Genomic DNA, 23,086 nt, shown 5'->3' with positions numbered 1-23,086 from the left:
CCGGAGGCGAAATGAGCTACGTCGCTGATCGTGACAAGCAGCAGCTCGCGCAACTCGACGAGCAGATTTCGCAGTTCATCGCGCGCTACAGGCAGCACAGACCGGCGCGGCGCAAGACGGTCATCCTGTTCCCGGGAGGCATGGGATCCAGCATCAAATGGGCGACCACGACCCAGGGCAATACGCCCTATTTCTACAATCTGATCTGGCTGGATTGCCCCATCCTGACCGGGGGCGCGCTGCTGCTCAAGATGAAGGGCGATGACGATGCGGGCCGGCATTTCGTGATCGCCGATGGCTGCGTCCGGTTTCCTCCGGTGCTTACCCCCTACGACGATTTCCTGAGCTGGTGCACAGCCAGGAAATTCGATTGGTTCGTCTTTGGCTGGGACTGGCGGCGCGATCCCGAGCTCGTGGCGCGCTTCTTCCTGAAGAGCTTCGTGCCGAAGTTCCGTCAACGGGTCCGCGAGGAATGCGGCACCGATCCCTTCGCCGATGTGACGCTGATMGGGCACAGCTTCGGCGGCATGGTCGTCAAGCTGGTCCTGAACCAGGGCGGCTCGCATGTCGCAGCGGTCAGGCGGGCGATCAGCGTCGGGTCGCCCTTCTACGGCTATGCCGGGCAACTGAACCGCTATTTCAAGGGCGACCCCGACCTGGACAGGCTCTCATGGTCCTACGACCCGCGCAATCTGACCCAGTTGATCTCGTCGTTGCCGGGGCCATACACGCTTCTCTACCTGGACCAGGCGACCTTCCAGCGTGACCAGGCGGCGTTGGCTGCCGATCAGAACTATCCGCTGTCGCGATATCCGGTCAGGGACCGCGATACCGGCGCGATCGCCGATCCTTACAACCCCGGGAAGAACGGAACCCAGGTGCGCTACCCCGTGAACTGGGGCTTCAGCCATGCCGCCCTGGGCCGGGGCAACACGGTCTATGAGAATGTGGCGCTGCCGCTCGGGGCGGCCACGAAGAGCAAGTTCTACAATATCCGCGGCGTCCAGCAGCGCAGTGGAAGAACCGTCGACGAGACGATCCTTGAGCAGACATGGGACTGGATCGACCCCGCCTTCGACCCGAACTCCGATCCGTCACCCATTGTCGATCACTCCTGTTGCCCGGGAGATGGCGTGATCCCGGCCTGGTCCGCGCGTCTGGTCTCGACCCCCGCGGCCAATGTGCGCACCGTGACCGGAGACATTGACCGGGACAGTCTCGAGCATATGGATCTGATGCTGAGCCCGCAGATCCGCGCGCAGATCCTCAACATCATGCAGTAGCTTGGCGAGGTGCGTCATGGCCGTGAAAACACGCAAGCCAAAGTCCCCGCCGCCTCCTTTGCGTGCCTCCCGGGACGAGCTCAACAGGTTTCTGGACGGTCTCCAGGCTGCCCAGGCGGAGGCTGCCGGAGACAGCACCAAGCTCCGGACGGCGACGCTCGCGCACATCGCCAAATACAGTCTGCCTGAATTGCAGGGACTCATCGGCAGGGCCTATGTCGATGCGCCCAAGAGCGCCAGCCAGAAGCTCGGTACRATGCCGAAGGATGGCGGGCCTACGGAAGAGGAAGGTTCGCCCAAGGTTCCACGACCGCGCTCTCCAGCCCCGAGGGGCAGGGCCAGCCCAAAGCCGAAAGGCAAGTGAGCCTGGAATGCTGCGCTATTTCTCCGGCCGCATGGCGACGATGCCGGTGTCCAGGGGAGGCGAAACCGGCAGAGGTCGTGCCGTCGCCTTGGGTTTCCGGCGGGCTTCGGCATAGGGAATGAGCCAGAGGCTCGGCTTGCCGTCGCCATCGGTGAGCGCGATCGGCTCGAAATAGCGGACGCGATCCTCCGGCGACAGATCGTCCGGATGTTCGCCATATTGCGGGTCGAGCGTATCGCTCCCAGCCAGATAGGTGCGCGGTCGCGCCGGCGAGGACTTTGACCAGGTAAAGCAATGAAAGCTCGCCGAGGCGATGATGTACCATCGCATCGGGTTGAACGAACGGCTGTGGCGGAGCCTCCGCAAGGTCTTGAGCAGGATGCGCATGCGCCCGACCACGGTCCAGGGACGCCGGAAGATCCGTTCGAGAAAGGCGACGATCGGCTGAGCCGGTTCGGCAAGCTGCGCGTAGCAGATCGTCTCGCCGTCCAGGTCCCGGAAGCGAAGATTGGGAGCCAGGCGCCCGCTCTCCAGATCCTCCCAGAAGAGCTGGGTTCCGGCGAGAGGAGCAACGACGCTGAGATAGGTCGGCATCGGCATCAGCGGGTTGTCGGCGATGGCTTCCATGGCCTGCTGCATCTCCGCAGCCGTCTGGTAGCGAGGGTCGAAGAGATAGCCGTAACCGACGGCAATGCCGTGCCCCTCGGCGAAGGCGACGTCATCGATGACATTCTGGCGCCGGCTGAGGTTCTGGGTCTTGTTGTAGCGGCGCAGAAAGCTCGCATCGAGCGATTCAATCCCGACGAACAGCCCGACGCATTTGGAGGCGGCGAAGGTCTCGATGAGCGCGCGGTCCTGGACGACGTTCTGGGTGACCAGCGCGCCCCAGCCCCGCACCTTGGGATGGTCGCGCAGGAACTCGCAGATGGCCAGCATATGGGCCCGGTCATCCGAGAAATTATTGTCCAGCAGCATGACCATCGGATACCAGCTGCGCATGCTCAAGCGGGGGCTCGATTGCAGCGCGCTTTCGAGCGACGCCTTGAAGCTGGCTAGCCCATGGCGAACATGCGCCCCGACTTCCGAGGGGATGACGCAAAAGCTGCATTTGAAGCTGCATCCGCGTGAGGTCTCCGCAAGATGCGTGCTCGGATTGATGCCGCTTTTGCGCAAAAGGCTATAATCGACCGTGTAGTCGGAGATTTGTGCAATCGGAGAGCGGTAGATTGGTCGGAGCGAGCCGGCCAAATAATCGTTAACGACATCTCTGACGCAATCGACGCCGCCGGCGCAGACGACATCGAAGAACTGCTGAGCGAATTCCGGGAAAAGCGTGCATACGCTCCCGCCGGCAACGACCGTCGCTCCACTGCGTCTGAAATGATAGGAGAGTTGCCGCAGTCGATCGAAGTCGGGCTGAAGCCCCGTGAGGAATACGAGGTCGTACTTGTTGCAATGTGCAGGGTCGAATGGGCCGTGCCAGTCTTCATGATAAAGCACGACATCAAATCGCTTTGCATCGATCAGTGCAGCAATATGCAGACCTGCGATAGGTTGCATGAAATGCGTCGAGCGCCGTTTGTCGCGACCAGGCCGAAGATGGGCGCAAATGACGACCGTTTTGATCGTCTGTGGTGCGCCGGGACTGGCTTCGGCTGATGTTCGGGAGAAAAGACGCGATATTCTTGAGGCAGGCATGAACGGTCGCCCCCCGTATACTGGCGGAAAAACTAGAGACAGCTAGGTAATGACTTCACTCTATGCGCATATGCGGCCATATTCAAACTGACGAGACAGTAGCCGAGCGCCGACTTTCGCGACACAGGAGCCTGTGCGATGACGATGAGCGAAGCCGAGCCTCGAAAACTTGTGTCGGAGAGGCGCTACGTCACGATCGTCTTCGTCGACCTCGTCGGTTACACCCAGTTGTCGGAGCAGCTTGATCCGGAAGAGCTCCGTCTCGTTCAGCGCCGCTACCAGCAACTGACCCTGACGACCATGGAGCGCTATGGCGGCTTCGTTGCGAGTTACACGGGCGACGGTGTCCTCATCTTCTTCGGCTATCCCACGGCCCGCGAGAACGACGCGGAACGGGCCGTCCGTGCCTCCCTCGAGCTGATGGAGCGGATCAAGACGCTGAACACGAGCATCGAGGATGGCACCGTTCCGGATATCGCAGCGCGTATCGGCGTTCACACGGGCCTCGTCGTGATGGCTCCGGCCCGCGTCAGCAGCGGCTCCAGCGAACTCGGTGCGGTGGGCGAGGCCATCAATCTCGCGGCGCGACTGCAGGCTGAGGCCGCGCCTGGGACGGTCGTGGCGACCCGGGAGGTCACCGACCTCACCGCCGGGCTGTTTGAAGTCAGGGCCCTCGGCCCAAGAGCCATCCGGGGCCTTTCGCGTGAGATCGAAGTCTTCGAGATTGCTCGTGAGCGATTGGGAACGGCGCGGCGCCGAGGCAGGGTCGCGAGCAGTGTTCCGATCGCTGTCGGCCGGGAAAGCCATCTCCAGAGCATCCTTGCGCGCTGGACCAGCGCAACGAGCGACAGGCGGGCGCAGTTCGTTCTCGTGGCCGCGGATGCAGGAGTCGGAAAGACGAAGGTCATCACGGAGATCTGCGGTCATCCGGCGCTCTCCGATGCAGCGATTTACATGACCTATTGCCATGAGCTGTTCGCGAGTACGCCGCTCTACCCGGTCGCGAGCTTTCTCTGGGCACGGGCTGGTCTCAAGTTCGAGGACGACAACAAGGTGCGCGGCGCGAAGATCGGCGCCGTCCTGGACGAAATCGGCCTCAACACGCCGGAGAACAACGAAATACTGGCAAGCCTGATCGGTTTGGCTGCAACCGGCATCCGCGAGCAGTTTGCCCCGGCCCCGACAATGTTCAAGCGCAAGCAGTATGAGTTCGTCATCTCGGTCATCGTGCGCACGGCCCGCCGACAGCCGACCCTTGTGGTGATCGAGGATGCGCATTGGCTCGACCCGTCCTCGGCGGAGCTCTTGCGGGAACTCCTCGTAGCCGGGGGCGATGAGGCACTGATGGTCGTGGCMACCGCACGGCCGTTCCCGCGCGCCGAGGGATTGCCGGAGCCCGACGAAGTCGTGACGTTGGAGCCGTTGTCGGGGGAGCAGAGTCTCGCACTGGCGCACGCGATTCCGGGTTCGGAGGAGCTGCCTCCCGAAAAGATCGCGCAGGCGGTCGCTGCCGCCGAGGGCGTTCCGCTCTTTGTCGAGCAGTTCGTGCTCTCCTTGATCGACGAACACATCCAGACGCCTCATCCCATCCGCAAACCGTCGAATGTCCCGCTTCTCCTCGCGGAACTCATGTCCGAGCGGCTCGATCGGCGTCCGGGTGCCCGACCCGTCGTACAGGCCGCGGCGTGTATCGGTCGTTCCTTCACCCCGGTATTCCTCGCCCACGTCCTGGAGAAGGGCATCAGGGAGGTGATCGCGCCTGTCGAGGCGCTGGTCGACGCCGAGATTCTCCTGCCCAAGCGCATAGGCGGGGAAATCCGCTACGAGTTTCGGCATTCATTACTTCAGCGCATGGCTCATGAATCGATGCTCGCCACCGAACGGCGCGCGATCCATGATCGCATTCTGGGCCTGCTCGATCAGGGGGACGGCGTCGATATCCCCTTGCCTGAGGTCACTGCGCACCATCTCACCGAGGCGGGCCGCTACCAGGAGGCAGTCAAGGCCTGGCTGAGGGCTGGGGCGAGCGCCGGACAGCGTTCTGCCCATATCGAGGCGATCGGGCATATTCGCCACGGCTTGTCTCTGCTCGACAAATTGCCGGAGGACATGGCGCGGACGACGCTCGAGCGCGGCCTTCAGGCGGCGCTGGTCGGCTCCATCACCGCCGCGCAGGGGCCGACATCGTCAGGTTTGCYGCAATGCTGCAAGCGCGGGTTGGAGCTTTGCAGCGAAGACGAGCCCTCGGCATTGATGTTTCCGTTCCTGTTCGGAAAGTTCACTTTCGCCAATTGCAGCGGCGATGTGCCCGAAGCCGCGTCGCTGGCCCAGAACTTCCTCGATCGATCCGAGCGCGCGGACTATGGCTCCGGCCGAGCCATCGGGCACCGTCTGATCGGCATGGTGCGGCTCGGCCAGGGCAAGGCCGACGAGGCGATCGAGCATCTCGAGCACTCCCTGCTCATCGGAGAGCGTGATCGCGACGAGGCCAGTACATTCATGTTCGGCCAGAACACCGAGATTCACACCAGATCACTGCTGAGCCTCGCTCATTTCTGCCTCGGCAATGTCGGCGAGTCCCTGCGCATAGGCATCGATGCGCTTCGCTCCGCAGACGCCTTGCGGCATCCTCATTCCGCGGCGATTCCGATGTCCTATGTCGGTGGCTGGGTCTTCGGGCTTTCGAAGGCGACCAATGAGCTGATGCAGGAGGCAGGGCGGCTGGTGGCCTTGTCGGAGCAGCACGGGCTCGCAGGCTTCCGGGCCCATGGCGCGGCGTTTCTGGGCTGGGGGCTCTGCCAGAAGGGTGATCTCGCGCGCGGCGCGGCAACCATGCAGAGGGCGATCGCGGCATTCGAACGCGTCGGTTACGTATTGTCCCTCTCCGGCTATCTCGCCAATCTCGCCGAAGCTCAGCTTCAACTCGGGCAGTTGGCGGAGGCGCAAGCCTCCTGCGACCGGGCGATCGCGTTGATGTCGCGAAGCGGTTCGCTGTGGCTGGAGCCGGAGCTGGATCGGATCCAGGCCGGCATCATGGCCAGGGGCGTGCGGGCGCAGCAGCAGGATGCGGAGGCGGCACTGCGCTCGGCGGTGGAGAAGGCAAGGCGGCTGAACTCTCCCGTGCTGGAGCACCGCTGCCTGGCGTCCCTCCGGGATCACCTCAGGCCGCAGGGCCTCGACCCCGAGGTCGAGGCGCGTCTGGAGGCTCTCGCACGCTTTGACGATCTGTCCGGGACTGTGTCGCGCGCCTTGCGGGAGACGGGCGCTGCGGCTGACCTGTCTCGTGTCGCCAGCCAGATGGTGTCATAGGCCGCTGATGCGGCATGAGCAGCCGCGGCAGCGGCGCAATCTCCCGTCGCGCTACAGGCAGGCATAGCAGATCGCCCTGACATGGCGCAGGTCGGTGCCGCAACAGCCTCCGAGGACACGCGCGTTCTTGAGTTGCTTGCGCAGGCTGCGATAGCGATGGGCGAGGTCGAGGGGATCCCCAGCATCGAGTTCGGTTGCCATGTCGAGTTCGGTGTGGCTCAAGGTCGAGGCGTTCGCCCTCAAGCCCCCGATCCTGTCGAGCCAGGGTGCGCTGCCGGAGATGACCCGCTCGAAATGCAGGGGATGCGCGCAGTTGATCATGTAATGGAGGGGATAGGCCTCGGTTGCCTCATCGACGCGCTCGATCGCATGGCCCAGGGGCTCTCCGCTCGGGAGCCTGCCGTCGGTCTCCAGGGTGAAGGAGATGACGGCGGGCATTCGGTGAGCCTGCGCAGCGGCGGCGATGCCGATCGCCTCGTTGCTGTAGGTCATCGTGATGGCGCTCACCATGTCCGCTTCGGTGCGGGCAAAGGTCTTGACCTGATCCTGATGGTAGAGCTGCGCTTGCCGCGCGCTCATGCGCGTATCGATCCGATAGCCATCCCCACGCGGCCCGATCACGCCGTTGATCACGATCCTTGAATCGCTGGTTTCGTAGTGAGGACGCAGCTCCATCGCCAGCTGAACCGAGGCTCTCTGAACCTCCTCGATCATGGTGCGCGAGTAGTCCAGCTTGCGGGCCCAATCGGGATTGGCGCGCCAGGTCGGCGTATCCAGAATGAAGCCCTTGCCGTACTCGGCGGCGAGCGTGAGATAGGGCAGGAAATAGGCCTTGAGGCGGGCTCGGCCTTCTTCGCTGCGCACCAGCGGGAAAGCGGCGAAGAATGGCAATTCAAGCCCGTCACGAAAGGCGAGTGTCGTTTCCAGTCCGCCGTCCGTGAGGAATTCTCGCGCCAGGACCTGCGGAAGAATCGCCCTGTACTTGGCCATGGCCTTTCCCCTGTGTGGGATTGTCGCCGAACCCTTCCCGGAAAGGCGGATGCGTTCTGTGATCTGGATCACAGATGCTGTCAGGCGCCCCAGAGCGCGACGGAGATGCGTTGGCGCCTGCCGCGAATCTCGACTGTGCGAATGCTGTCGGGTTCGCGGTGGCGCTTCCGGATGTCGCCGGATGCGACGAGGAGCTCTGCTGAAACGGCAAGCGCGGCGCCTTGCTCCTTTGCGACTTCCATCAAGCGGCTCGCGACATTGACGCTGTCCCCGGTCGCAGTGATGTGCTGATGCGCTTCGTGCCCGAGACGAGAGACGATGACCGGGCCGAAATGGACACCGACACGAAGATCCGGATGGCCAATCGATACCTCTTCGCCGGTGGCCCACTCGCGCATATCCTTGAGCAGTGCCCAGGCCGTGGAGAGAGCGTGGCCGGCATCATCGGCGTGCGGATCTGGAATGCCGAACGCGATCATTGCACCGTCGCCCATGAAGGAGATGACGAGCCCGTCATGCGCGGTCACCTCGTTTTCGATGAGCGTGTGAAACGCCTTGAGAAATTCGCGTGTTCGCGTGAGGCCGGCCTGCTCGCTCAGCCGCGTGAAGCCCGAGAGGTCCACGAACAGGATCGCAACCGTCTGTTGCACCGGCTCGCGCAGGAACCCCGGGTCCCGTGCAATGCGATCTGCGAGCAATGGCGGCTGAAACTGCCGTAAAGCGGCTTCGGAACGGGCGATATCCGTGGCCTGGCGGCGGTCCCATGTCTGCCGTAAAACCACTGCGAGGACGACAGGTGGAATGACTGACGCCAGCGGGAGCGCCGAACTGAGCCAATAGCCTGCGGCGAAGAGCGCCGTGGTGGCCAGCAGCCAGGCAGCGAGACCGAAGACCGCTGCGCCGACGCCGATGCCGAGCGGAGCAGAGGCGATGAAGAAGACGGAGCCGGTGGCCAGCACGAGTGCCACGCCTGCGTCGAGCAACCGCACCTCGTGATCCCGGACCAGTCCGGTGCCGGCGATCAAATGAGCGATGCCGGTCGCCAGGACCTCCACGCCCGGCGTCACGGGATCGAAGGCGGTGCTGAAGGTGTCGCCGATAGCCGTGGCGGTGACGCCGACAATGACGATACGGCCCCGCAGGCGCTCTACGGGCACGGTGCCCGCAAGCAGGCCGGTTGCACTGATCGTTTCGAAGCTGCCTCGCGGGCCGTAGAACCGGAGCGGAAGATGGAATCCGAGGTCGAGCTTCACCGGGCTGCCTGCCAGGCGCACGGTATCGACGCCGAACACAGGAGCCTCGCCCTTGAAGCCTGCCGCCACACTTAGGACGAATGATGGCATGACCCCGCGGTCGGTCCGGAAAAGCAGCGGCACATGCCGCGGGGTGCCGCTTGCGTCGGATGAAATATTGACGAGACCGACGGCTGCCAACCGGTCGAACGGCGACAGCGGCCAGAGCATCTGTTTCGGTGCCGGTAATTGCGAGCTTCCTTCCTCGTCCMGGCCGAAGCTGCCGGCCGCGGCGACGAGTGAAGGCGTTCGTTCGAGAGCCTGGGCAAGCGCCTCATCTGTCTCGGGCGAGGTCGGGTCGACGAGCAGCAGGTCGAGTGCAAGGGTGCGTGGGGCCGCGGTTCCAATGGCGAGGATCATCCGAGCCAAAGTGGAGCGCTGGAGCGGGTAGCCGCGTTGCTGAGCCACGGTTTCATCATCGATGGCGATGATGACGATTTCGCCTGGGGGTGAGCGTCGACCGGCAATAAGCAGGCGCATGTCGGCGAGCGCCGCCTCGACTCGGTCGAGAGGATTGCGCTCGCCCGCGAGATGCATTCGCCCCAGAAATCCGGACCAGAGCGCGGCGATCACGAGGCAGAGGATGGTGATCGACGCGGGCAGGCGGACACTGCGCGTCGAGGTCACCGCCCGAACCGAGCAAGCAGCCCTGCGGCGCGCTMGCGGGACCAGCGGTGCACGTCAAGTCGCTTTTCCTGGGAGACGTCAACGCCATCGCCGGGATTGAGTTCGACGGGGTCCGTGCCATCGCGGCGCGTGACACGCACGCGCCCTTCGGCGACGAACACCGATGTCTTCGAGGTCGTTACGTCGACGGCATAGATCGTGCCGCGGACCGAGGCGATGGCGTGGGGCGTCAGGATCTGGAGGGRCCCGCGGCGACGGGGTAGCTCGACCAGAAGGCCTTTGCCATCCAATGCGATTGATTGAATCGCGCGGCCGGGCTGTGGCGATTGGACCTGGAAGCGGGTGGCGGCCTCCGCTTCAATGATCAGGCCACCGCTGCACCGGAACACGGTTCTCGGCGGATCGGTCCGCGCTGACGGGGTGCAGCCCGCAGGTTGTTGCGCGGCGGCGGGCGGGATCGATGCGCAAATGGCGCAAGCGGCAATCGAGAATCGGAGGAAGCGCATGGCAAGCCTCTCATGCTCGGTATTCAGATCGCGCCGGACTTCGCCAGCTGCCGAAAGCTGTCGACATTATGAATCACGAGGCGGCCCCGTCCAAGGGAGAGAATGCCGATCTGTTTCCAGCGCTGCAGCTGGCGGTTCACGGTTTCGCGGGTGACGCCGGTCAGCGCCGCCAGTTCCTCCTGGGAAATGTGCAGCTCGCTGCCATAGTCGGTGACGAGCACTTCGATGCGTCGCGCCAGCCGTGATGCGGCTGGAAGGAAGGCCGTGTCCTCCATGCGCTCGCTCATGCCKCGCAGCCGCTCGCAGAGCAATTCGATCAGCCGGATTGCAATCAGTGGCTCGTTGTCGAGCAGATTCAGGAAGTCACGCCGCGGCACGAAGAACATCTCGGTGTCTTCCAGCGCAATKGCGTCGGCGCTGCGGGCGCGACCGTCGAGAAGGGCGATCTCCCCGAAGACGTCGCCGCCTCCCAGCAGGTTCATCGTCAGCTGCTGGCCGGCATCGTCCGTGGTGCCAATTCGGATCCGGCCATGCCGGATGGCATAGAGGCCATCGCCGGGATCGCCCTTCAGGAACAGGACCTCGTGCGGTGCCAGGTGCCTCGGCAGGCAAATTGCGGCGATCTTGACCAGGGCGTCGTGAGCAAGCCCAGCGAAGAACGGATTTACCGATAGAAGCCGAACCACCAGATGCGGCGCGCTGCGCATTCCCAAGTCCCCCTGTTCTCTCCGTTGCTAGGAAAAGCTGACGCCTATGTGACCTGTTTCACAGAAGATAGCACGGGAACGGCCGAAAACCCCCGGCGAAGGCCGCAGCGACCGCAGCCCGCAGTCGCTGTGTGTGCCGCTCCGAACGGGAGTTTCGCCGTGCACCACACCGCCAACACTCATTCCACGCCGTTCAGGACAACCTCGCTCGAACCGCTGCGCGAGCCCGAGACAGTGACGCAGGCGGGCGAGTGCCCCTTTCTTGGCAGGATGACGCGCGCGAGCCGCGCGCTGGTCACATCGCTGGCGCTCGCCTTTGGCCCGCAGCGCGGGCAGTCGCAGAGCGTTGCCATGGATGCGCATACATTGAATGACATTGGGCTGAGCCACGCCGAGGCTGCCCAATGGGGGCCGCTGAGCCGTTACATGCCACGCCCCTGGGGCGAGACGGATACGCTGAACTGATGCGCAGGCGCAGGGAAGCTATTGTCCGCAACACGCGAAAATTGCGGTACGCTGGAGCGCAGCGCTCACATCACAGGCCGGATGCGCTCCATGGCGGATGGTTCCTCTCTGCAGGCGGCCCAGCGCTTGCGCTCGCGGCCAGGACAGGCGGCAGCGCAAACCACGCCTCAGGCGCCGGTTGAGGCGAGCGCGCCCGCAGCAACAGGCTTGTTTGCCTATATCTGGCGCAACAGCCGCCGGCAGCAGCTCCAGATCATCGCGATCGTGCTGCTGTCGTTTCCCTTTTACTATCTTTCGCTTGAGCTGCCGAAATACATCATCACGGACGCCATCCAGGGCCGCGCCTTTTCCGGTGGGCAGGAGACTGCACGGCTCTTCCGGTTCTCGCTCGCCCTACCGGCCTGGCTCGGGGGCAGCCGTGAACTTCTCAGCGGCGTCATGCTCGATCGCATCAGCTATCTGTTTGCGCTGTCCGGCCTGTTTCTGCTGCTGGTGCTCATCAATGGCGCCTTCAAATACGTCATCAACATGCGCAAGGGGGCCTTGGGCGAACGGCTGCTGCAGCGCCTGCGCGCCGACCTCTTCGCGACGCTGCTGAGTTTCACGCCCGAGGCACGGCGCCGGCTCAAACCGTCCGAGGCCGCGACTGTCATCAAGGACGAGGTCGAGCCAGTCGGCGGTTTMGTCGGTGATGCCTTCATCCAGCCGGTTCTGCTCGGTGGCCAGGCGCTGACGGCGCTGATCTTCATTCTGCTGCAGAATCTGGCGCTGGGGTCGATCGCGGCAGGCATCGTTCTCGTGCAGGCAGTGATCATTCCCCGGATGCGGCGTGAGCAGATCCGGCTTGGGCGACAGCGCCAGATCGAGTCGCGGGCCCTGGCCGGCAAGATCGGCGAGGTCGTCGAGTCGCTGGACGAGGTTGCTGGCCACGGCACCTCTGCGGTCGAAAAAGCACTCGTCGCAGTGCGCCTCGAGAGGCTGTTCGGCATCCGCTACCAGCTCTATGGGCGCAAATTCGCGGTCAAGTTCCTGAACAACCTGTTGGCCCAGCTGACGCCATTCCTGTTCTACACGATCGGGGGGTATTTTGCCCTGACCGGCCGTCTCGACATCGGCCAGCTCGTCGCGGTCATCGCCGCGTATCGTGACCTGCCGACGCCGGTAAAGGAACTGATCGACTGGGATCAGCAGCGTCTCGACGTCGAGGCGCGGTTTCAGCAGGTCACCCAGCAATTCTCGCTGGACGATGCCCCGGCGCCGGAACGGCCGCAGGCCCCKCTCTCCGGAGATGGGATCGTGCCTGGCGAAGGCATGATCGCGGCCAAGGGGCTGACGGTTCTTGGGCCGGCCGGCGACCGGCTGCTCGAGCGCGTTTCATTCGCTCTGCCCTTGGGGGGGAACATCGCCTTGATCGACAAGGCGGGGGAAGGGGCGGCTGCGTTCGCGTCTGTGCTCGGGGGCAGTATGGCGCCGTTCGACGGCGCGGTGACGCTGGCCGGTATTCCCTTGGCTTCGTTGTCCTCCKAACGGCGAGGGCGGACACTGGCCTATCTCGGAGCGGAGCCCGTCATTCTCGATGCGTCCCTGCGCGACAACATTCTCTATGGCCTGCGCCGCCCTGTTGTCGCCCAGGCCGGGGCCCAGCCCTGGTCGCTCGACTTCAGCGGCGCCGGCGTCGCGAGCAGGCACGAGCTCGAACGTCTCCTGGTCGAGGTGCTAGGCGTGGTCGGGCTCGCCGAAACGGTGTTTCGCTTCGGCCTGCAGCGCCAATTGAGTGCGGACGACCCGACCGAGATCGTCAACAGGGTTGCCGAGATCCGTACGAGAATTCGCTCCAGGCTGATTGGGCGCGGGGCGGGCGATGCGGTGGAGCCCTACGATCCCGAGCGATACACACGAAACGCGACCATCGGCGAGAACATCCTGTTCGGCGTCGTCACTGATCCCGGCTTCGCCGGGGAACGCCTGGCCAGTCACAAGCTGGTGCGCGCCATTCTGGACGCGCAGGGCCTGACCACGCTTCTGACCCAGATCGGGCGGCGTATCGCGGCGACCATGCTCGAGATCTTTCGCGATCTTCCAGCCGATCACGTCCTGTTCGAGCAGTTCTCCTTCCTTTCCGCGGCCCAGTTCCCTGACTATCAGGTCATTCTCGGGCGGGCCGAGGCCCGCACCCTCCGGGAGGCCGATCGCTCCCGGTTGATCGCGCTGGCATTTCTCTATGCGGAGCCGCGGCATCGGCTGGGGCTGCTGAGCGAGGCGGACGAGGTCCGCATCCTCGCCGCGCGGCAGTCTTTCCGCGCGCAGGCCACCCCGGAGATGGCGGATGCCATCGCCTTCTACGATCCGGCCCGTTACTGCCCGGCAGCCCCTCTGCGCGACAATCTCTTGTTCGGCTGCGTTGCCAGCAGCAGTGCTGCGGATGCGGAGCGCGCGCTCGAGGCCATCCGTGAGAGCCTGATCGAACTGGGCCTGGAGCGTGACGTCTATCGTTGGGGACTTGAACAACAGGCCGGCTATGGCGGACAGTTCCTGTTTCCGGCTGCGAAAGCGGCCGTTGCTCTGGCACGTTGCCTGATCAAGCGCCCGCAGATCATGATCCTGAACGACGCGTTGGCGTCGTTCGGGCAGGCCGAGGCTGCCAGGCTATTCGCACGGATCACGACCTTCATGAAGGGGCGGACCATTCTCGTTGCCGGCCGGCAGATTGCGGAACTGGGTCGTTTCGACGCCAGCCTTGAATTCCACGGAACCAACTCCGTCAGTTCCGCAGACGCGGCGGTTCAGACGCAAGCTCAGTCCGACGAGGCGTTCGTGAGCGATCAGTTTGACGCGGGCAGTATCGAGCTGCGCGCCCTGCGTTCCGTGCCGATCTTTGCCGATGTCGATACGGTGCGCCTGAGGTTGCTGGCCTTCACTGGCGAGCGGGTCGAGTTCGCGGCGGGGGAGGTCATCTTTCGCCAGGGAGACGAGTCGGACGCCGCCTATCTGCTGATCACGGGCTCGGCCGACGTCGTGTCCGAGGCGTCGGGGCCGCCTGTCCGGATCTCGACCATGAACGCCAACAGCCTGTTCGGTGAAATGGGGATCGTGACGGATGATCCTCGCTCGGCAACGGTCATCGCGACCACGCCGCTGACGGCGCTCCGCCTGCGCAAGGAGGTTTTCGTCGCTCTGCTGACGGAGTTCCCTAACATGGCCCTCTCGGTGACGCGGTTGATCGTCCGGCGCCTGCAGGACAATGTGGTTACGCTGAGCCATCGGCACTGAACCGGCCCCTGGCATGGTGCATCACGGCAGTTGCAGCGGATCGACCGAGATCGCCCGCTTCAGCGTCCTGAGACCGAAGGTCGTGCGTGACTGGCGAATTCCGGGGATCCGGTACAGCGTCTCACGGAGGAAGCGCTCGTAGTGGTCGGTGCCGCTGACCACGACCTTGACGAGATAGTCGTATTCGCCGGTGACGAGATGCGCCTCGACCACTTCGGGAATGCGCGCCAGCGCGTCCCCGAACGTGTCGAGCACCTTGTCGTCGTGCTTGTCGAGCGTGATCTCGACAAAGACGGTGTTGTTGAGCCCCAGGGCCGCGTGATCCAGGACTGCCACATAGCGCTCGATTGCGCCGCTTTCCTCCAGCCGCCTGACCCGCGTCCAGCAAGGCGATGGCGAGAGCCCGACCTTCTCGGCCAGTGCGCTCGTCGTCAGGCGGCCATCGGCCCGCAGGGCGGACAGAATCCGCCGGTCGATAGGGTCGAGAGCGTCGCTGCGCCTGGACTTGCCGGTCATCGGGCGAATCTTCTGTAAATGGAGACAGTGGCGGAAGAATTTGCCGAGATTGAGCCGAATGTCGAGCGTCTTCGGGAAAACTCTTTCCGTTTGCCGGATTAACGTCGTTGCGGCGATGGGGGTGCGTGATGACCGGGCGAATGCAACGGCGAGTTGTGGTGAAAGCGTCGACCAGCGACGCCTATGACGGGCTGGTCAGACTCCTGCTCGATGCCCAGCGCCTAGGCTTCGCCCTTGTCGAACTGTCGAGCTCCCGCCAAGATGACGGACGAACCGCGATCCGCATGGTCATCGAGACCGAAGGCGTCTCGGACTGCGCGGAGATCGGCTTCCGCCTTGCCCGCCATCCGGCGCTCGCAGCTGTCGAGGCTTTCGAGTTCGGCGACGAGCCGGGTTCATTCTATGTCGGCTCGCTGCATGCGGGTCGGCAGGGCGCCCTTGCCGGAGTGCGGGCATGACCGATCAGCCGTTGCGCTTTCATGTCCCCGAACCCGCCAGCCGCCCGGGCGGCAGGCCGGATTTCTCCAATGTCGTCATCCCGGAAGCGGGCTCGGTCCGCCGGCCTCCGGTCGATATCGATCCCAAGGAAATTCGCGATCTCGCGTATTCGATCATCCGCGTGCTCGACCGGGAGGGGCAGGCTGTCGGCCCGTGGGTGCCCGATCTCGACAGGGATGCTCTGATCCGGGGCATGCGCCACATGATGACGCTGCGCGCCTTCGATGCCCGCATGCAGATGGCGCAGCGCCAGGGCAAGACCTCGTTCTACATGCAGCACACCGGGGAAGAGGCGGTGAGCTGCGCCTTTCGCATCGCGCTCGGCCCGGAGGACATGAATTTCCCGACCTATCGCCAGGCCGGGCTCCTCATCGCGCATGATTATCCGCTCGTCGACATGATGTGCCAGATCTACTCGAATGAGCGAGACCCGATCAAAGGCCGCCAGCTTCCGGTCATGTACTCGTCGAAGGCGCACGGCTTCTTTTMGATCTCCGGCAATCTCGCCACCCAATTCGTTCAGGCGGTAGGCTGGGCCATGGCCTCGGCGATCAAGGGCGATCGCAGGATCGCCGCCGCCTGGGTCGGCGACGGCTCGACAGCGGAGTCCGATTTCCACGCCGCCCTGGTCTTCGCCTCGACCTACAAGGCCCCGGTCGTCCTCAACGTCGTCAACAATCAGTGGGCGATCTCGACCTTCCAGGGCATTGCCCGCGGCGGCTCCGGCACTTTCGCGGCGCGCGGACTCGGCTTCGGCATTCCGGCCCTGCGCGTCGACGGCAACGACTACCTTGCGACCTACGCAGTGGCGCAATGGGCGATCGAGCGCGCGAGGCGCAATCTCGGGCCCACGCTGGTCGAATACGTCACCTATCGCGCCGGCGCCCACTCGACCTCGGACGACCCCTCCGCCTATCGGCCCAAGCATGAATCGGAAGGTTGGCCGCTCGGCGACCCGCTGATCCGGCTGAAGCAGCATCTGATCGCATTGGGCGCCTGGACTGAAGAGCGGCACAAGCAGGCCGAGGCCGAGATTCTCGCAACCGTGATCGCTGCGCAGAAGGAGGCCGAGGGCCACGGCACCCTGCATGCCGGCGGCAAACCCTCGGCACGCGACATCTTCGAGGATGTCTATGCCGAACTGCCTCCGCACCTGCGCCGGCAGCGTCAGCAGATCGGAGTCTGACGCGATGGCTCGAATGACGATGATCGAGGCGATCCGTTCGGCGCTCGATGTCTCGATGGGGCGCGACGAGAACGTCGTGGTCTATGGCGAGGATGTCGGCTTCTTCGGCGGCGTGTTCCGATGCACCCATGGCCTGCAGCAGAAATACGGGGTGAACCGCTGCTTCGACGCCCCGATCAACGAACTCGGCATCGTCGGCACGGCAGTCGGCATGGCGGCCTATGGCCTGCGCCCCTGCGTCGAGATCCAGTTCGCCGACTACATGTATCCGGCTTACGATCAGATCGTCTCGGAGGCGGCCAGGCTGCGCTACCGTTCGGCCGGCGATTTCACCTGTCCGCTGGTGATCCGCATGCCGACGGGCGGCGGCATCTTCGGCGGCCAGACGCATAGCCAGAGCCCGGAGGCGCTCTTCACCCATGTTTCCGGGCTGAAGACCGTGGTGCCCTCCAACCCGCATGACGCCAAGGGCCTCTTGATCGCCGCAATCGAGGATCCCGATCCCGTCATCTTCCTCGAACCGAAGCGGCTCTATAACGGCCCGTTCGACGGTCATCACGATCGCCCCGTGACACCCTGGTCCAAACATGAGCTCAGCGAGGTGCCGGACGGCCATTTCGTGCTGCCGCTCGGCAAGGCCGCGATCCGGCGCGAGGGCGCGAGCGTCACCATCATCGCCTATGGCACCATGGTTCATGTCGCCGAAGCGGCAGCCGAAGAGACCGGCATCGACGCCGAGGTCATCGATCTGCGCAGCCTGCTGCCGCTCGACCTCGATACGATCGTGGCCTCCGTGCGCAAGACCGGCCGCTGCATTGTCCTGCACGAGGCGACGCTGACCTCGGGGTTCGGCGCAGAACTCACGGCCCTGGTGCAGGAGCATTGCTTCTACCATCTCGAGGCGCCCGTCATGCGCGTCGCCGGCTGGGACACTCCCTATCCGCATGCCCAGGAATGGGCCTATTTCCCCGGCCCGGCGCGCGTCGGCGCCGCCCTGCGTGAGATCATGGAGAGCCGATGATGGCGGAACGGGTCATCAAGCTTCCGGATGTCGGCGAGGGCATTGCCGAGGCCGAGCTCGTCGAGTGGCACGTCAAAGTCGGCGACATCGTGCGTGAGGACGATCTCCTTGCTGCTGTGATGACCGACAAGGCGACGGTCGAGATCCCGTCGCCGGTCGACGGGGAGGTGGTCTGGGTCGGCGCCGATATCGGCGACACCGTTGCGATCGGCTCGGCGCTGGTCCGGCTGAAGGTTGCAGGCGAGGGCGCGACTGATCCTGGCGAACCGGAAGGGAGCGCGGCGCCGGAGCTGGTCGTTGTCGAGCAGCCTGTCGCCGCGCCGAAGAACGAAGCTCCCGCCCCCGCTCCGGCAAAGCTGACCGAGGCCAGGCCCGCTGCATCGCCCAAGCCGCGCGCGGTCTCAGCTCCCACGCTGAGCGCCGTACCGAGGCGGCAGGCTGGCGAGAAGCCGCTCGCTTCGCCGGCCGTCCGGCTGAAGGCGCGCGAGGCCGGGATCGACCTGCGCCAGGTCGTGGGCTCCGGCCCGGGTGGGCGCATCACTCACGAGGACCTCGACAGCTTCGCGTTGCGCGGGCCCGAGGCCGAACGAGCGCCAGGGCTGGCGCGCCTGACCGCCGTCACCGACATCAAGATCGTCGGCCTGCGCCGCAAGATCGCCGAGAAGATGGCGCTGTCCAAGGCGCGCATCCCCCACATCACCATCGTCGAGGAGGTCGACGTCAGCGCGCTGGAGGACCTCCGCGCAGTCCTGAACAAGAAGCCGACGCTCGAGCGACCGAAGCTGACGCTTCTGCCCTTCGTGATGCGGGCGCTGGTCAAGGCGCTGGCCGAGCAGCCGAACCTGAACGCGCTGTTCGATGACGAGGCCGGGATCGTCCACCAACATGCCGGCATCCATATCGGTATCGCGACCCAGACGCCGACCGGACTGATCGTGCCGGTCGTAAAACATGCCGAGGCTCGTGATCTCTGGGACTGCGCCCGGGAACTCGGCCGGCTCGCCGAACGGGGACGCGAAGGCATCGCGACCCGGGACGAATTGACGGGTTCAACGATCACGGTCACATCGCTCGGCGCGCTCGGCGGCGTCGCCACCACGCCGGTGATCAACCACCCCGAGGTCGCCATCGTCGGCGTCAACAAGATGATGATCCGGCCGATGTGGAACGGCACGAGCTTCGTCCCGCGCAAGATGATGAACCTGTCGTCGAGCTTCGACCATCGCGTCATCGACGGCTGGGATGCGGCCGTCTTCGTGCAGCGGCTCAAGGAGCTTCTGGAAAACCCGGCAATGCTCTTCGTGGATGCCTGACGCCATGACCGAGATCACCTGCAAACTGCTTGTCATCGGCGCGGGCCCGGGCGGTTATGTCTGCGCCATCAGGGCTGGCCAGCTCGGCATCGACACCGTGATCGTCGAGAGCACGAAGCTTGGCGGCAGCTGCCTCAATGTCGGCTGCATTCCGTCCAAGGCGCTGATCCATGTCGCCGATGAATATGAGAAGCTGGCCACGGCCGCGCAGGGCAAGACGCCGTTCGGGCTCACGGCCTCGGCGCCGGCGCTCGATTTTAAGCAGGCCATCGGCTGGAAGGACGGGATCGTCCAGCGCCTGAACAACGGCGTCGCCGCGCTCTTGCGCAAGTCCAAAGTCAAGATCGTGCATGGCCGGGCTCGCTTTCGCGACGGCAAGACCGTTGCCGTCGAGACCGAGACGGGCCCGAAGCTGATCCGGGCCGAAACAATCGTCATCGCCACCGGCTCTGCGCCGGTCGAGCTGCCCTTCCTGCCCTTTGGCGGCACTGTGATCTCGTCGACGCAGGCATTGTCGCTGCCCGCGGTTCCGGGGCGGCTGGCGGTCGTCGGTGCCGGCTATATCGGCCTGGAACTCGGGATCGCCTTTGCGAAGCTCGGCTCGCAGGTCACCCTCGTCGAGGCGTTGCCACGGATTCTTCCGCTTTACGATGCCGAGCTGACCGCGCCGGTCGAGAGATCGCTGTCGAGGCTCGGCGTCGGGCTTCTGCTCGGGGCGAAGGCGCGCGGCGCGACTCCGGACGGCAAGTCCCTGCTGGTGGAGACGGCGGAAGGCGAGGAACGGCGGATCGCGGCGGACGCGACACTCGTCACCGTTGGCCGCAAGCCGGTGCTGTCCGATCTCGGGCTCGAGGAACTGGTGCTCGACATGGATGGCAGCTTCATCCGCATCGGCGAGCGCTGCGAGACCTCGATGCGCGGTATCCATGCGATCGGGGATGTCACCGGCGAGCCGATGCTGGCGCACCGCGCCATGGCGCAGGGCGAGTTGGTGGCGGAGATCGTCGCCGGCCTGCCGCGCGCCTGGGACAAGCGTTGCATTCCGGCGATCTGCTTCACCGATCCGGAAATCGTCTCGGCCGGTTTTTCACCGGGCGAGGCGCGTCGCGCCGGCTTCGAAATTAAGACCGGGCAGTTTCCGCTGGCTGCCAGCGGCCGTGCGATGACGCTCCACAGCGAGCAGGGCTTTGTGCGCATCGTCGCGCAGGCCAACACCCATGTGATCCTGGGTATCCAGGCAGTCGGGCAATCCGTCTCCGAACTCAGCGCGGCGTTCGGGCTCRCCATCGAGATGGGCGCAACGCTCGAGGATATCGCCGGAACGATCCACGCCCATCCGACGCTTGGCGAGGCCGTGCAGGAGGCGGCGCTGAAGGCGCTCGGCCACGCCATTCATATCTGACGCGATTGCGGCTGTGACTGCGCTACGGCCCGGGCTTCATTCGGCAGCCCGCGCAACCGAGGGGATGACTGCCGGTCTCGGCTTCGCTGTGCCATCGCCCTKCCTTCGTTCGCTGCGCCGGGGCGGCTCGATTTCGAACGAGATGGTGCAGCCCGTTTCGGTGTCGGCGATGATCAGTTCCCGGCCGTACTCGGCCAATGTATCCGAGACGATTGCAAGGCCCAGTCCGGATGAATGATGACTGTCCGGAGCGAAGTGGACGCCACGTTGCAGGATCAGTTGGCGTCGKTCTCCCGGCACGCCGGGCCCATCATCGCTGACCGAGAGAACGGTGCTGCCGCCGTCAGCGGTGTGGACCTGCACCGTAACGGCGCTGCGTGCCCATTTGCGCGCATTGTCGAGCAGATTGCCGACGACCTCGGCGAAGTCGTCGGTTTCCATCGCGGCGCTGACGTGTTCGGGAATCGTGACGCTCCAGCTGATGCTGTCGGCGCTGTCGATGCGGCTCATCAGATCGACCAGCCGGTTAACGATCGGCAGCACGAGCGTTCTCATGCTCACTGCCTGGATCGCACCGTGCGTCCGCGCTCGCGCAAGCTCGCGCTCGACATGTGCGCCGATCGCTTCGCATTGTTCACGCAGAATGGCTGCATGCGCGTGCTGTCCGGACTTTTCAAGGCGCGCCACTTCGCTCGACAGGATCGTGAGCGGCGTCTTCAGCCCGTGGGCCAACAGGCCCGCCCTGTCGCGCGCCTTGCGCACCAGCTCATCCTGGCGATCGAGCAGCCTGTTCAGATCATCGACCAGCGGCTTGATCTCCTCGGGAAGGGTACCTGTCAGGCGCGATGTGCGGCCTTCGCGCACGGCGGTGAGACTCGCGCGTAGCTGATGAAGGGGGCGCAGGCCGAACCGCATCTGCAGCCAGGCCCCACCGATCAGCAACAATGCGAGCAGGAACAGGATCTTGGCGACATCGAGGGAGAAGGCGTGGCGCAGTTCGCCGATATCGGCATGATCAAGCGCGACGGCCAGCTGGAACGTCCGTGGGCCATCGGCGCCATCGAGCTTCACCGAGCGTTCGAGGACGTAGAKCTCGGAGTTGTTCGGCCCGTCGATCTCGAACGCGCCCTTGCTCTTGTCCTCCCCCTTGGCCGTGCTCGTATCGAGGATCTGGTCCCAGAGCGAGCGCGAGCGCAGATGCTGCACCGCCCCTTCGCTGATCTGCCAGTAGGCGCCGCCATAGGGCAGCTGATAGCGCGCATCGGCGAGATCGTGGTTGATCAGCGGGTTGCCGTCCGCATCGAGCTCGAACGCCTTGGCGAGTTCGCTGGAGCGGATCTCCAGCTCGATCGCGATGCGCTTCAGGACATGCTGCTCGAACACCAAGATGAGCGCTGCGCCTGCGGCCGCGAGCGTCACGGCAATCGTCAGGGCTGCGATCGTCAGGATGCGCTTGCGGATCGAGCCCGAGCTCATCGCCTCAGCCCCCGATGATGTAGCCATGGCCACGCCGGGTGCCGATCGTCTCCGCCCCGACCTTCCGGCGCAAGCGCCCGACCAGCACTTCGACAGCGTTGCTGTCGGGTTCGTGATCGCCGCCATAGACATGGTCGATCAATTCGCCCTGCGACACAACCCGCCCCTGATTATGCACGAGGTAGCGCAGCAGCCGATATTCCAGCGGAGACAGCTCGACATTGCGCCCGCCAACCGCAACCGTTCTGCGGCGCGTGTCGATATTGAGGTCGCGATAGACCAGTTGAGGCGTCAGGTGACCGCCAGCTCTGCGAATGAGTGCGCCGACCCGGGCGACCAGTTCCTCGGCCTGAAACGGCTTGGGCAGATAGTCGTCGGCGCCGGCGTCTATGCCTTCGACGCGCTCCATCCAGGCGCCGCGCGCGGTGAGGATCAGAATAGGTGTCCTGACCGAGGCTGCCCGCAGCTTGCGGACAACCGAGAGCCCGTCGAGCTTCGGCAGGCCAAGGTCGAGCACGAGCGCATCGAAATCGTCCGTCTCGGCGCGAAACCAGGCGGCCTCTCCATCATGGACGACCTCCGGAACATAGCCGGCTTCCGTGAGCGCGGAGGCGACATCGCTGGCGATGCGCCGTTCGTMCTCCACGACGAGAATTCTCATCATCGCCTCCGCATTTGGAGGATCCGGTTGCGCCGGGCGTCGACTACGACTTCGCGGTAGCGGCCTGCGCCGTCGAGAACCAGTAGTTCATAGCGCCATTCGCCCGTGGGCGCGAGGCGCAGATCGACCTCGAGCACGTCACCGGGAACAGCCGCGCGCACCACTGACAGGACGGCGCCGAGCGACACGACCTGTCCTCCCTGGGTCGCCTGACGTGCGAAATCGGCACTCGTATTGCCCCAGTGCTGGCCGGTGCTGACGGCATCCTCGCCGTTCCTGCCGCCGCGACCCGAGCGACCACGCTGATTGTCTCCCGAATTCTGGCTCGCGGCGGACCCGCCGTCATGGCCCGATCTGCCGCTGCCGGAATTGCTTCCGCTGTTGCCGGAGCCTCCGCCGCCGCTGGATCCGGAGCCGCCGCTGGAGCCACCGCTGCCACCGCCGGAGCCGCCGCCGCCGGAACCGCTACCTCCGCTTCCGCCTCCGGAGCCACCTCCACCTC

At 64.8% G+C, this 23,086-nt stretch carries 20 protein-coding genes; 11 read left to right on the top strand and 9 right to left on the bottom strand.

Annotated features, from left to right (window positions below; all coding sequences use genetic code 11):
• The first annotated feature begins 11 nt into the window (after positions 1-11).
• Complete coding sequence (locus tag AC1DJT_RS06880) at positions 12-1,283, top strand: hypothetical protein (RefSeq protein ID WP_476833782.1); 1,272 nt, start codon at positions 12-14, stop codon at positions 1,281-1,283.
• A 16-nt stretch (positions 1,284-1,299) separates the two neighbouring features.
• A complete protein-coding gene (locus tag AC1DJT_RS06875; RefSeq protein WP_441507840.1) occupies positions 1,300-1,647 on the top strand; it encodes a hypothetical protein in 348 nt (115 codons plus the stop codon).
• Positions 1,648-1,662: 15 nt separating this feature from the next.
• Here AC1DJT_RS06875 and AC1DJT_RS06870 read toward each other — a convergent pair whose 3' ends face one another.
• Positions 1,663-2,652 carry a radical SAM protein gene (locus AC1DJT_RS06870; protein WP_441490290.1) on the bottom strand — a complete coding sequence of 330 codons (990 nt, stop codon included), beginning with the start codon at positions 2,650-2,652 and terminating at the stop codon, positions 1,663-1,665.
• Positions 2,653-2,787: 135 nt separating this feature from the next.
• On the opposite strand from AC1DJT_RS06870, the gene AC1DJT_RS06865 reads away from it, so the two are divergent.
• Together AC1DJT_RS06865 and AC1DJT_RS06860 are read left to right on the top strand one after the other, a co-directional pair.
• A complete protein-coding gene (locus tag AC1DJT_RS06865; protein WP_441490289.1) occupies positions 2,788-3,306 on the top strand; it encodes a hypothetical protein in 519 nt (172 codons plus the stop codon).
• Between the two features lie 177 nt (positions 3,307-3,483).
• A complete protein-coding gene (locus AC1DJT_RS06860; RefSeq protein WP_476833781.1) occupies positions 3,484-6,654 on the top strand; it encodes an ATP-binding protein in 3,171 nt (1,056 codons plus the stop codon).
• Positions 6,655-6,705: 51 nt separating this feature from the next.
• On the opposite strand, the gene AC1DJT_RS06855 is transcribed toward AC1DJT_RS06860, so the two are convergent.
• The 4 genes from AC1DJT_RS06855 to AC1DJT_RS06840 form a co-directional block, all read right to left on the bottom strand.
• Positions 6,706-7,644, bottom strand: a complete 939-nt coding sequence (locus AC1DJT_RS06855) for a homocysteine S-methyltransferase family protein (protein WP_441507842.1) — start codon at positions 7,642-7,644, stop codon at positions 6,706-6,708.
• Positions 7,645-7,724: 80 nt separating this feature from the next.
• Entirely contained in the window at positions 7,725-9,563 is a 1,839-nt protein-coding gene (locus tag AC1DJT_RS06850; RefSeq protein WP_476833780.1) for a CHASE2 domain-containing protein, read from the bottom strand.
• Complete coding sequence (locus tag AC1DJT_RS06845) at positions 9,560-10,069, bottom strand: FecR domain-containing protein (protein WP_476833779.1); 510 nt, start codon at positions 10,067-10,069, stop codon at positions 9,560-9,562. Before AC1DJT_RS06845 ends, AC1DJT_RS06850 begins: the two co-directional genes overlap by 4 nt.
• Before the next feature lie 23 nt (positions 10,070-10,092).
• Entirely contained in the window at positions 10,093-10,776 is a 684-nt protein-coding gene (locus AC1DJT_RS06840; RefSeq protein WP_441490284.1) for a Crp/Fnr family transcriptional regulator, read from the bottom strand.
• A 159-nt stretch (positions 10,777-10,935) separates the two neighbouring features.
• On the opposite strand from AC1DJT_RS06840, the gene AC1DJT_RS06835 reads away from it, so the two are divergent.
• Entirely contained in the window at positions 10,936-11,241 is a 306-nt protein-coding gene (locus AC1DJT_RS06835) for a hypothetical protein (RefSeq protein ID WP_441490283.1), read from the top strand.
• Positions 11,242-11,331: 90 nt separating this feature from the next.
• A complete protein-coding gene (locus AC1DJT_RS06830; RefSeq protein WP_476833778.1) occupies positions 11,332-14,511 on the top strand; it encodes a cyclic nucleotide-binding domain-containing protein in 3,180 nt (1,059 codons plus the stop codon).
• Between the two features lie 21 nt (positions 14,512-14,532).
• Here the strand turns inward: AC1DJT_RS06830 and AC1DJT_RS06825 are convergent, their stop codons facing one another.
• Positions 14,533-15,027, bottom strand: a complete 495-nt coding sequence (locus AC1DJT_RS06825) for an Lrp/AsnC family transcriptional regulator (RefSeq protein WP_441490281.1) — start codon at positions 15,025-15,027, stop codon at positions 14,533-14,535.
• Positions 15,028-15,185: 158 nt separating this feature from the next.
• Here AC1DJT_RS06825 and AC1DJT_RS06820 point away from each other — a divergent pair, with 158 nt between their 5' ends.
• The 5 genes from AC1DJT_RS06820 to lpdA are packed head-to-tail and all read left to right on the top strand — an operon-like array spanning position 15,186 to position 20,447.
• Positions 15,186-15,485: a hypothetical protein gene (locus AC1DJT_RS06820; protein WP_441507846.1), complete on the top strand. Its 300-nt coding sequence runs from the start codon at positions 15,186-15,188 to the stop codon at positions 15,483-15,485.
• Positions 15,482-16,711, top strand: a complete 1,230-nt coding sequence (locus AC1DJT_RS06815) for a thiamine pyrophosphate-dependent enzyme (protein WP_476833777.1) — start codon at positions 15,482-15,484, stop codon at positions 16,709-16,711. The genes AC1DJT_RS06820 and AC1DJT_RS06815 overlap by 4 nt, the downstream gene beginning before the upstream one ends.
• Positions 16,712-16,715: 4 nt before the next feature.
• Positions 16,716-17,732 (top strand): alpha-ketoacid dehydrogenase subunit beta, encoded by a 1,017-nt coding sequence (locus AC1DJT_RS06810; RefSeq protein WP_441507848.1) that lies wholly within the window; start codon positions 16,716-16,718, stop codon positions 17,730-17,732.
• Positions 17,732-19,045 (top strand): dihydrolipoamide acetyltransferase family protein, encoded by a 1,314-nt coding sequence (locus AC1DJT_RS06805; protein WP_441507849.1) that lies wholly within the window; start codon positions 17,732-17,734, stop codon positions 19,043-19,045. The genes AC1DJT_RS06810 and AC1DJT_RS06805 overlap by 1 nt, the downstream gene beginning before the upstream one ends.
• A 4-nt stretch (positions 19,046-19,049) precedes the next feature.
• Positions 19,050-20,447, top strand: coding sequence for a dihydrolipoyl dehydrogenase (gene lpdA / locus AC1DJT_RS06800; protein WP_476833776.1), 1,398 nt, complete (start codon positions 19,050-19,052; stop codon positions 20,445-20,447).
• Between the two features lie 36 nt (positions 20,448-20,483).
• Here the strand turns inward: lpdA and AC1DJT_RS06795 are convergent, their stop codons facing one another.
• The 3 genes from AC1DJT_RS06795 to AC1DJT_RS06785 form a co-directional block, all read right to left on the bottom strand.
• Positions 20,484-21,950, bottom strand: coding sequence for an ATP-binding protein (locus AC1DJT_RS06795; RefSeq protein ID WP_476833775.1), 1,467 nt, complete (start codon positions 21,948-21,950; stop codon positions 20,484-20,486).
• Positions 21,928-22,584: a response regulator transcription factor gene (locus AC1DJT_RS06790; protein ID WP_476833774.1), complete on the bottom strand. Its 657-nt coding sequence runs from the start codon at positions 22,582-22,584 to the stop codon at positions 21,928-21,930. The genes AC1DJT_RS06795 and AC1DJT_RS06790 overlap by 23 nt, the downstream gene beginning before the upstream one ends.
• Positions 22,584-23,086: PepSY domain-containing protein (locus AC1DJT_RS06785; protein WP_476833773.1), on the bottom strand; the 503-nt coding region annotated here is incomplete at its 5' end. The genes AC1DJT_RS06785 and AC1DJT_RS06790, both read right to left, overlap by 1 nt.

The sequence above is a fragment of the Allobosea sp. 05T422_2 genome (assembly GCF_056396265.1).
The sequence above is the reverse complement of the archived record's forward strand: the minus strand, read 5'-3'. Positions and strand labels throughout refer to the sequence as shown.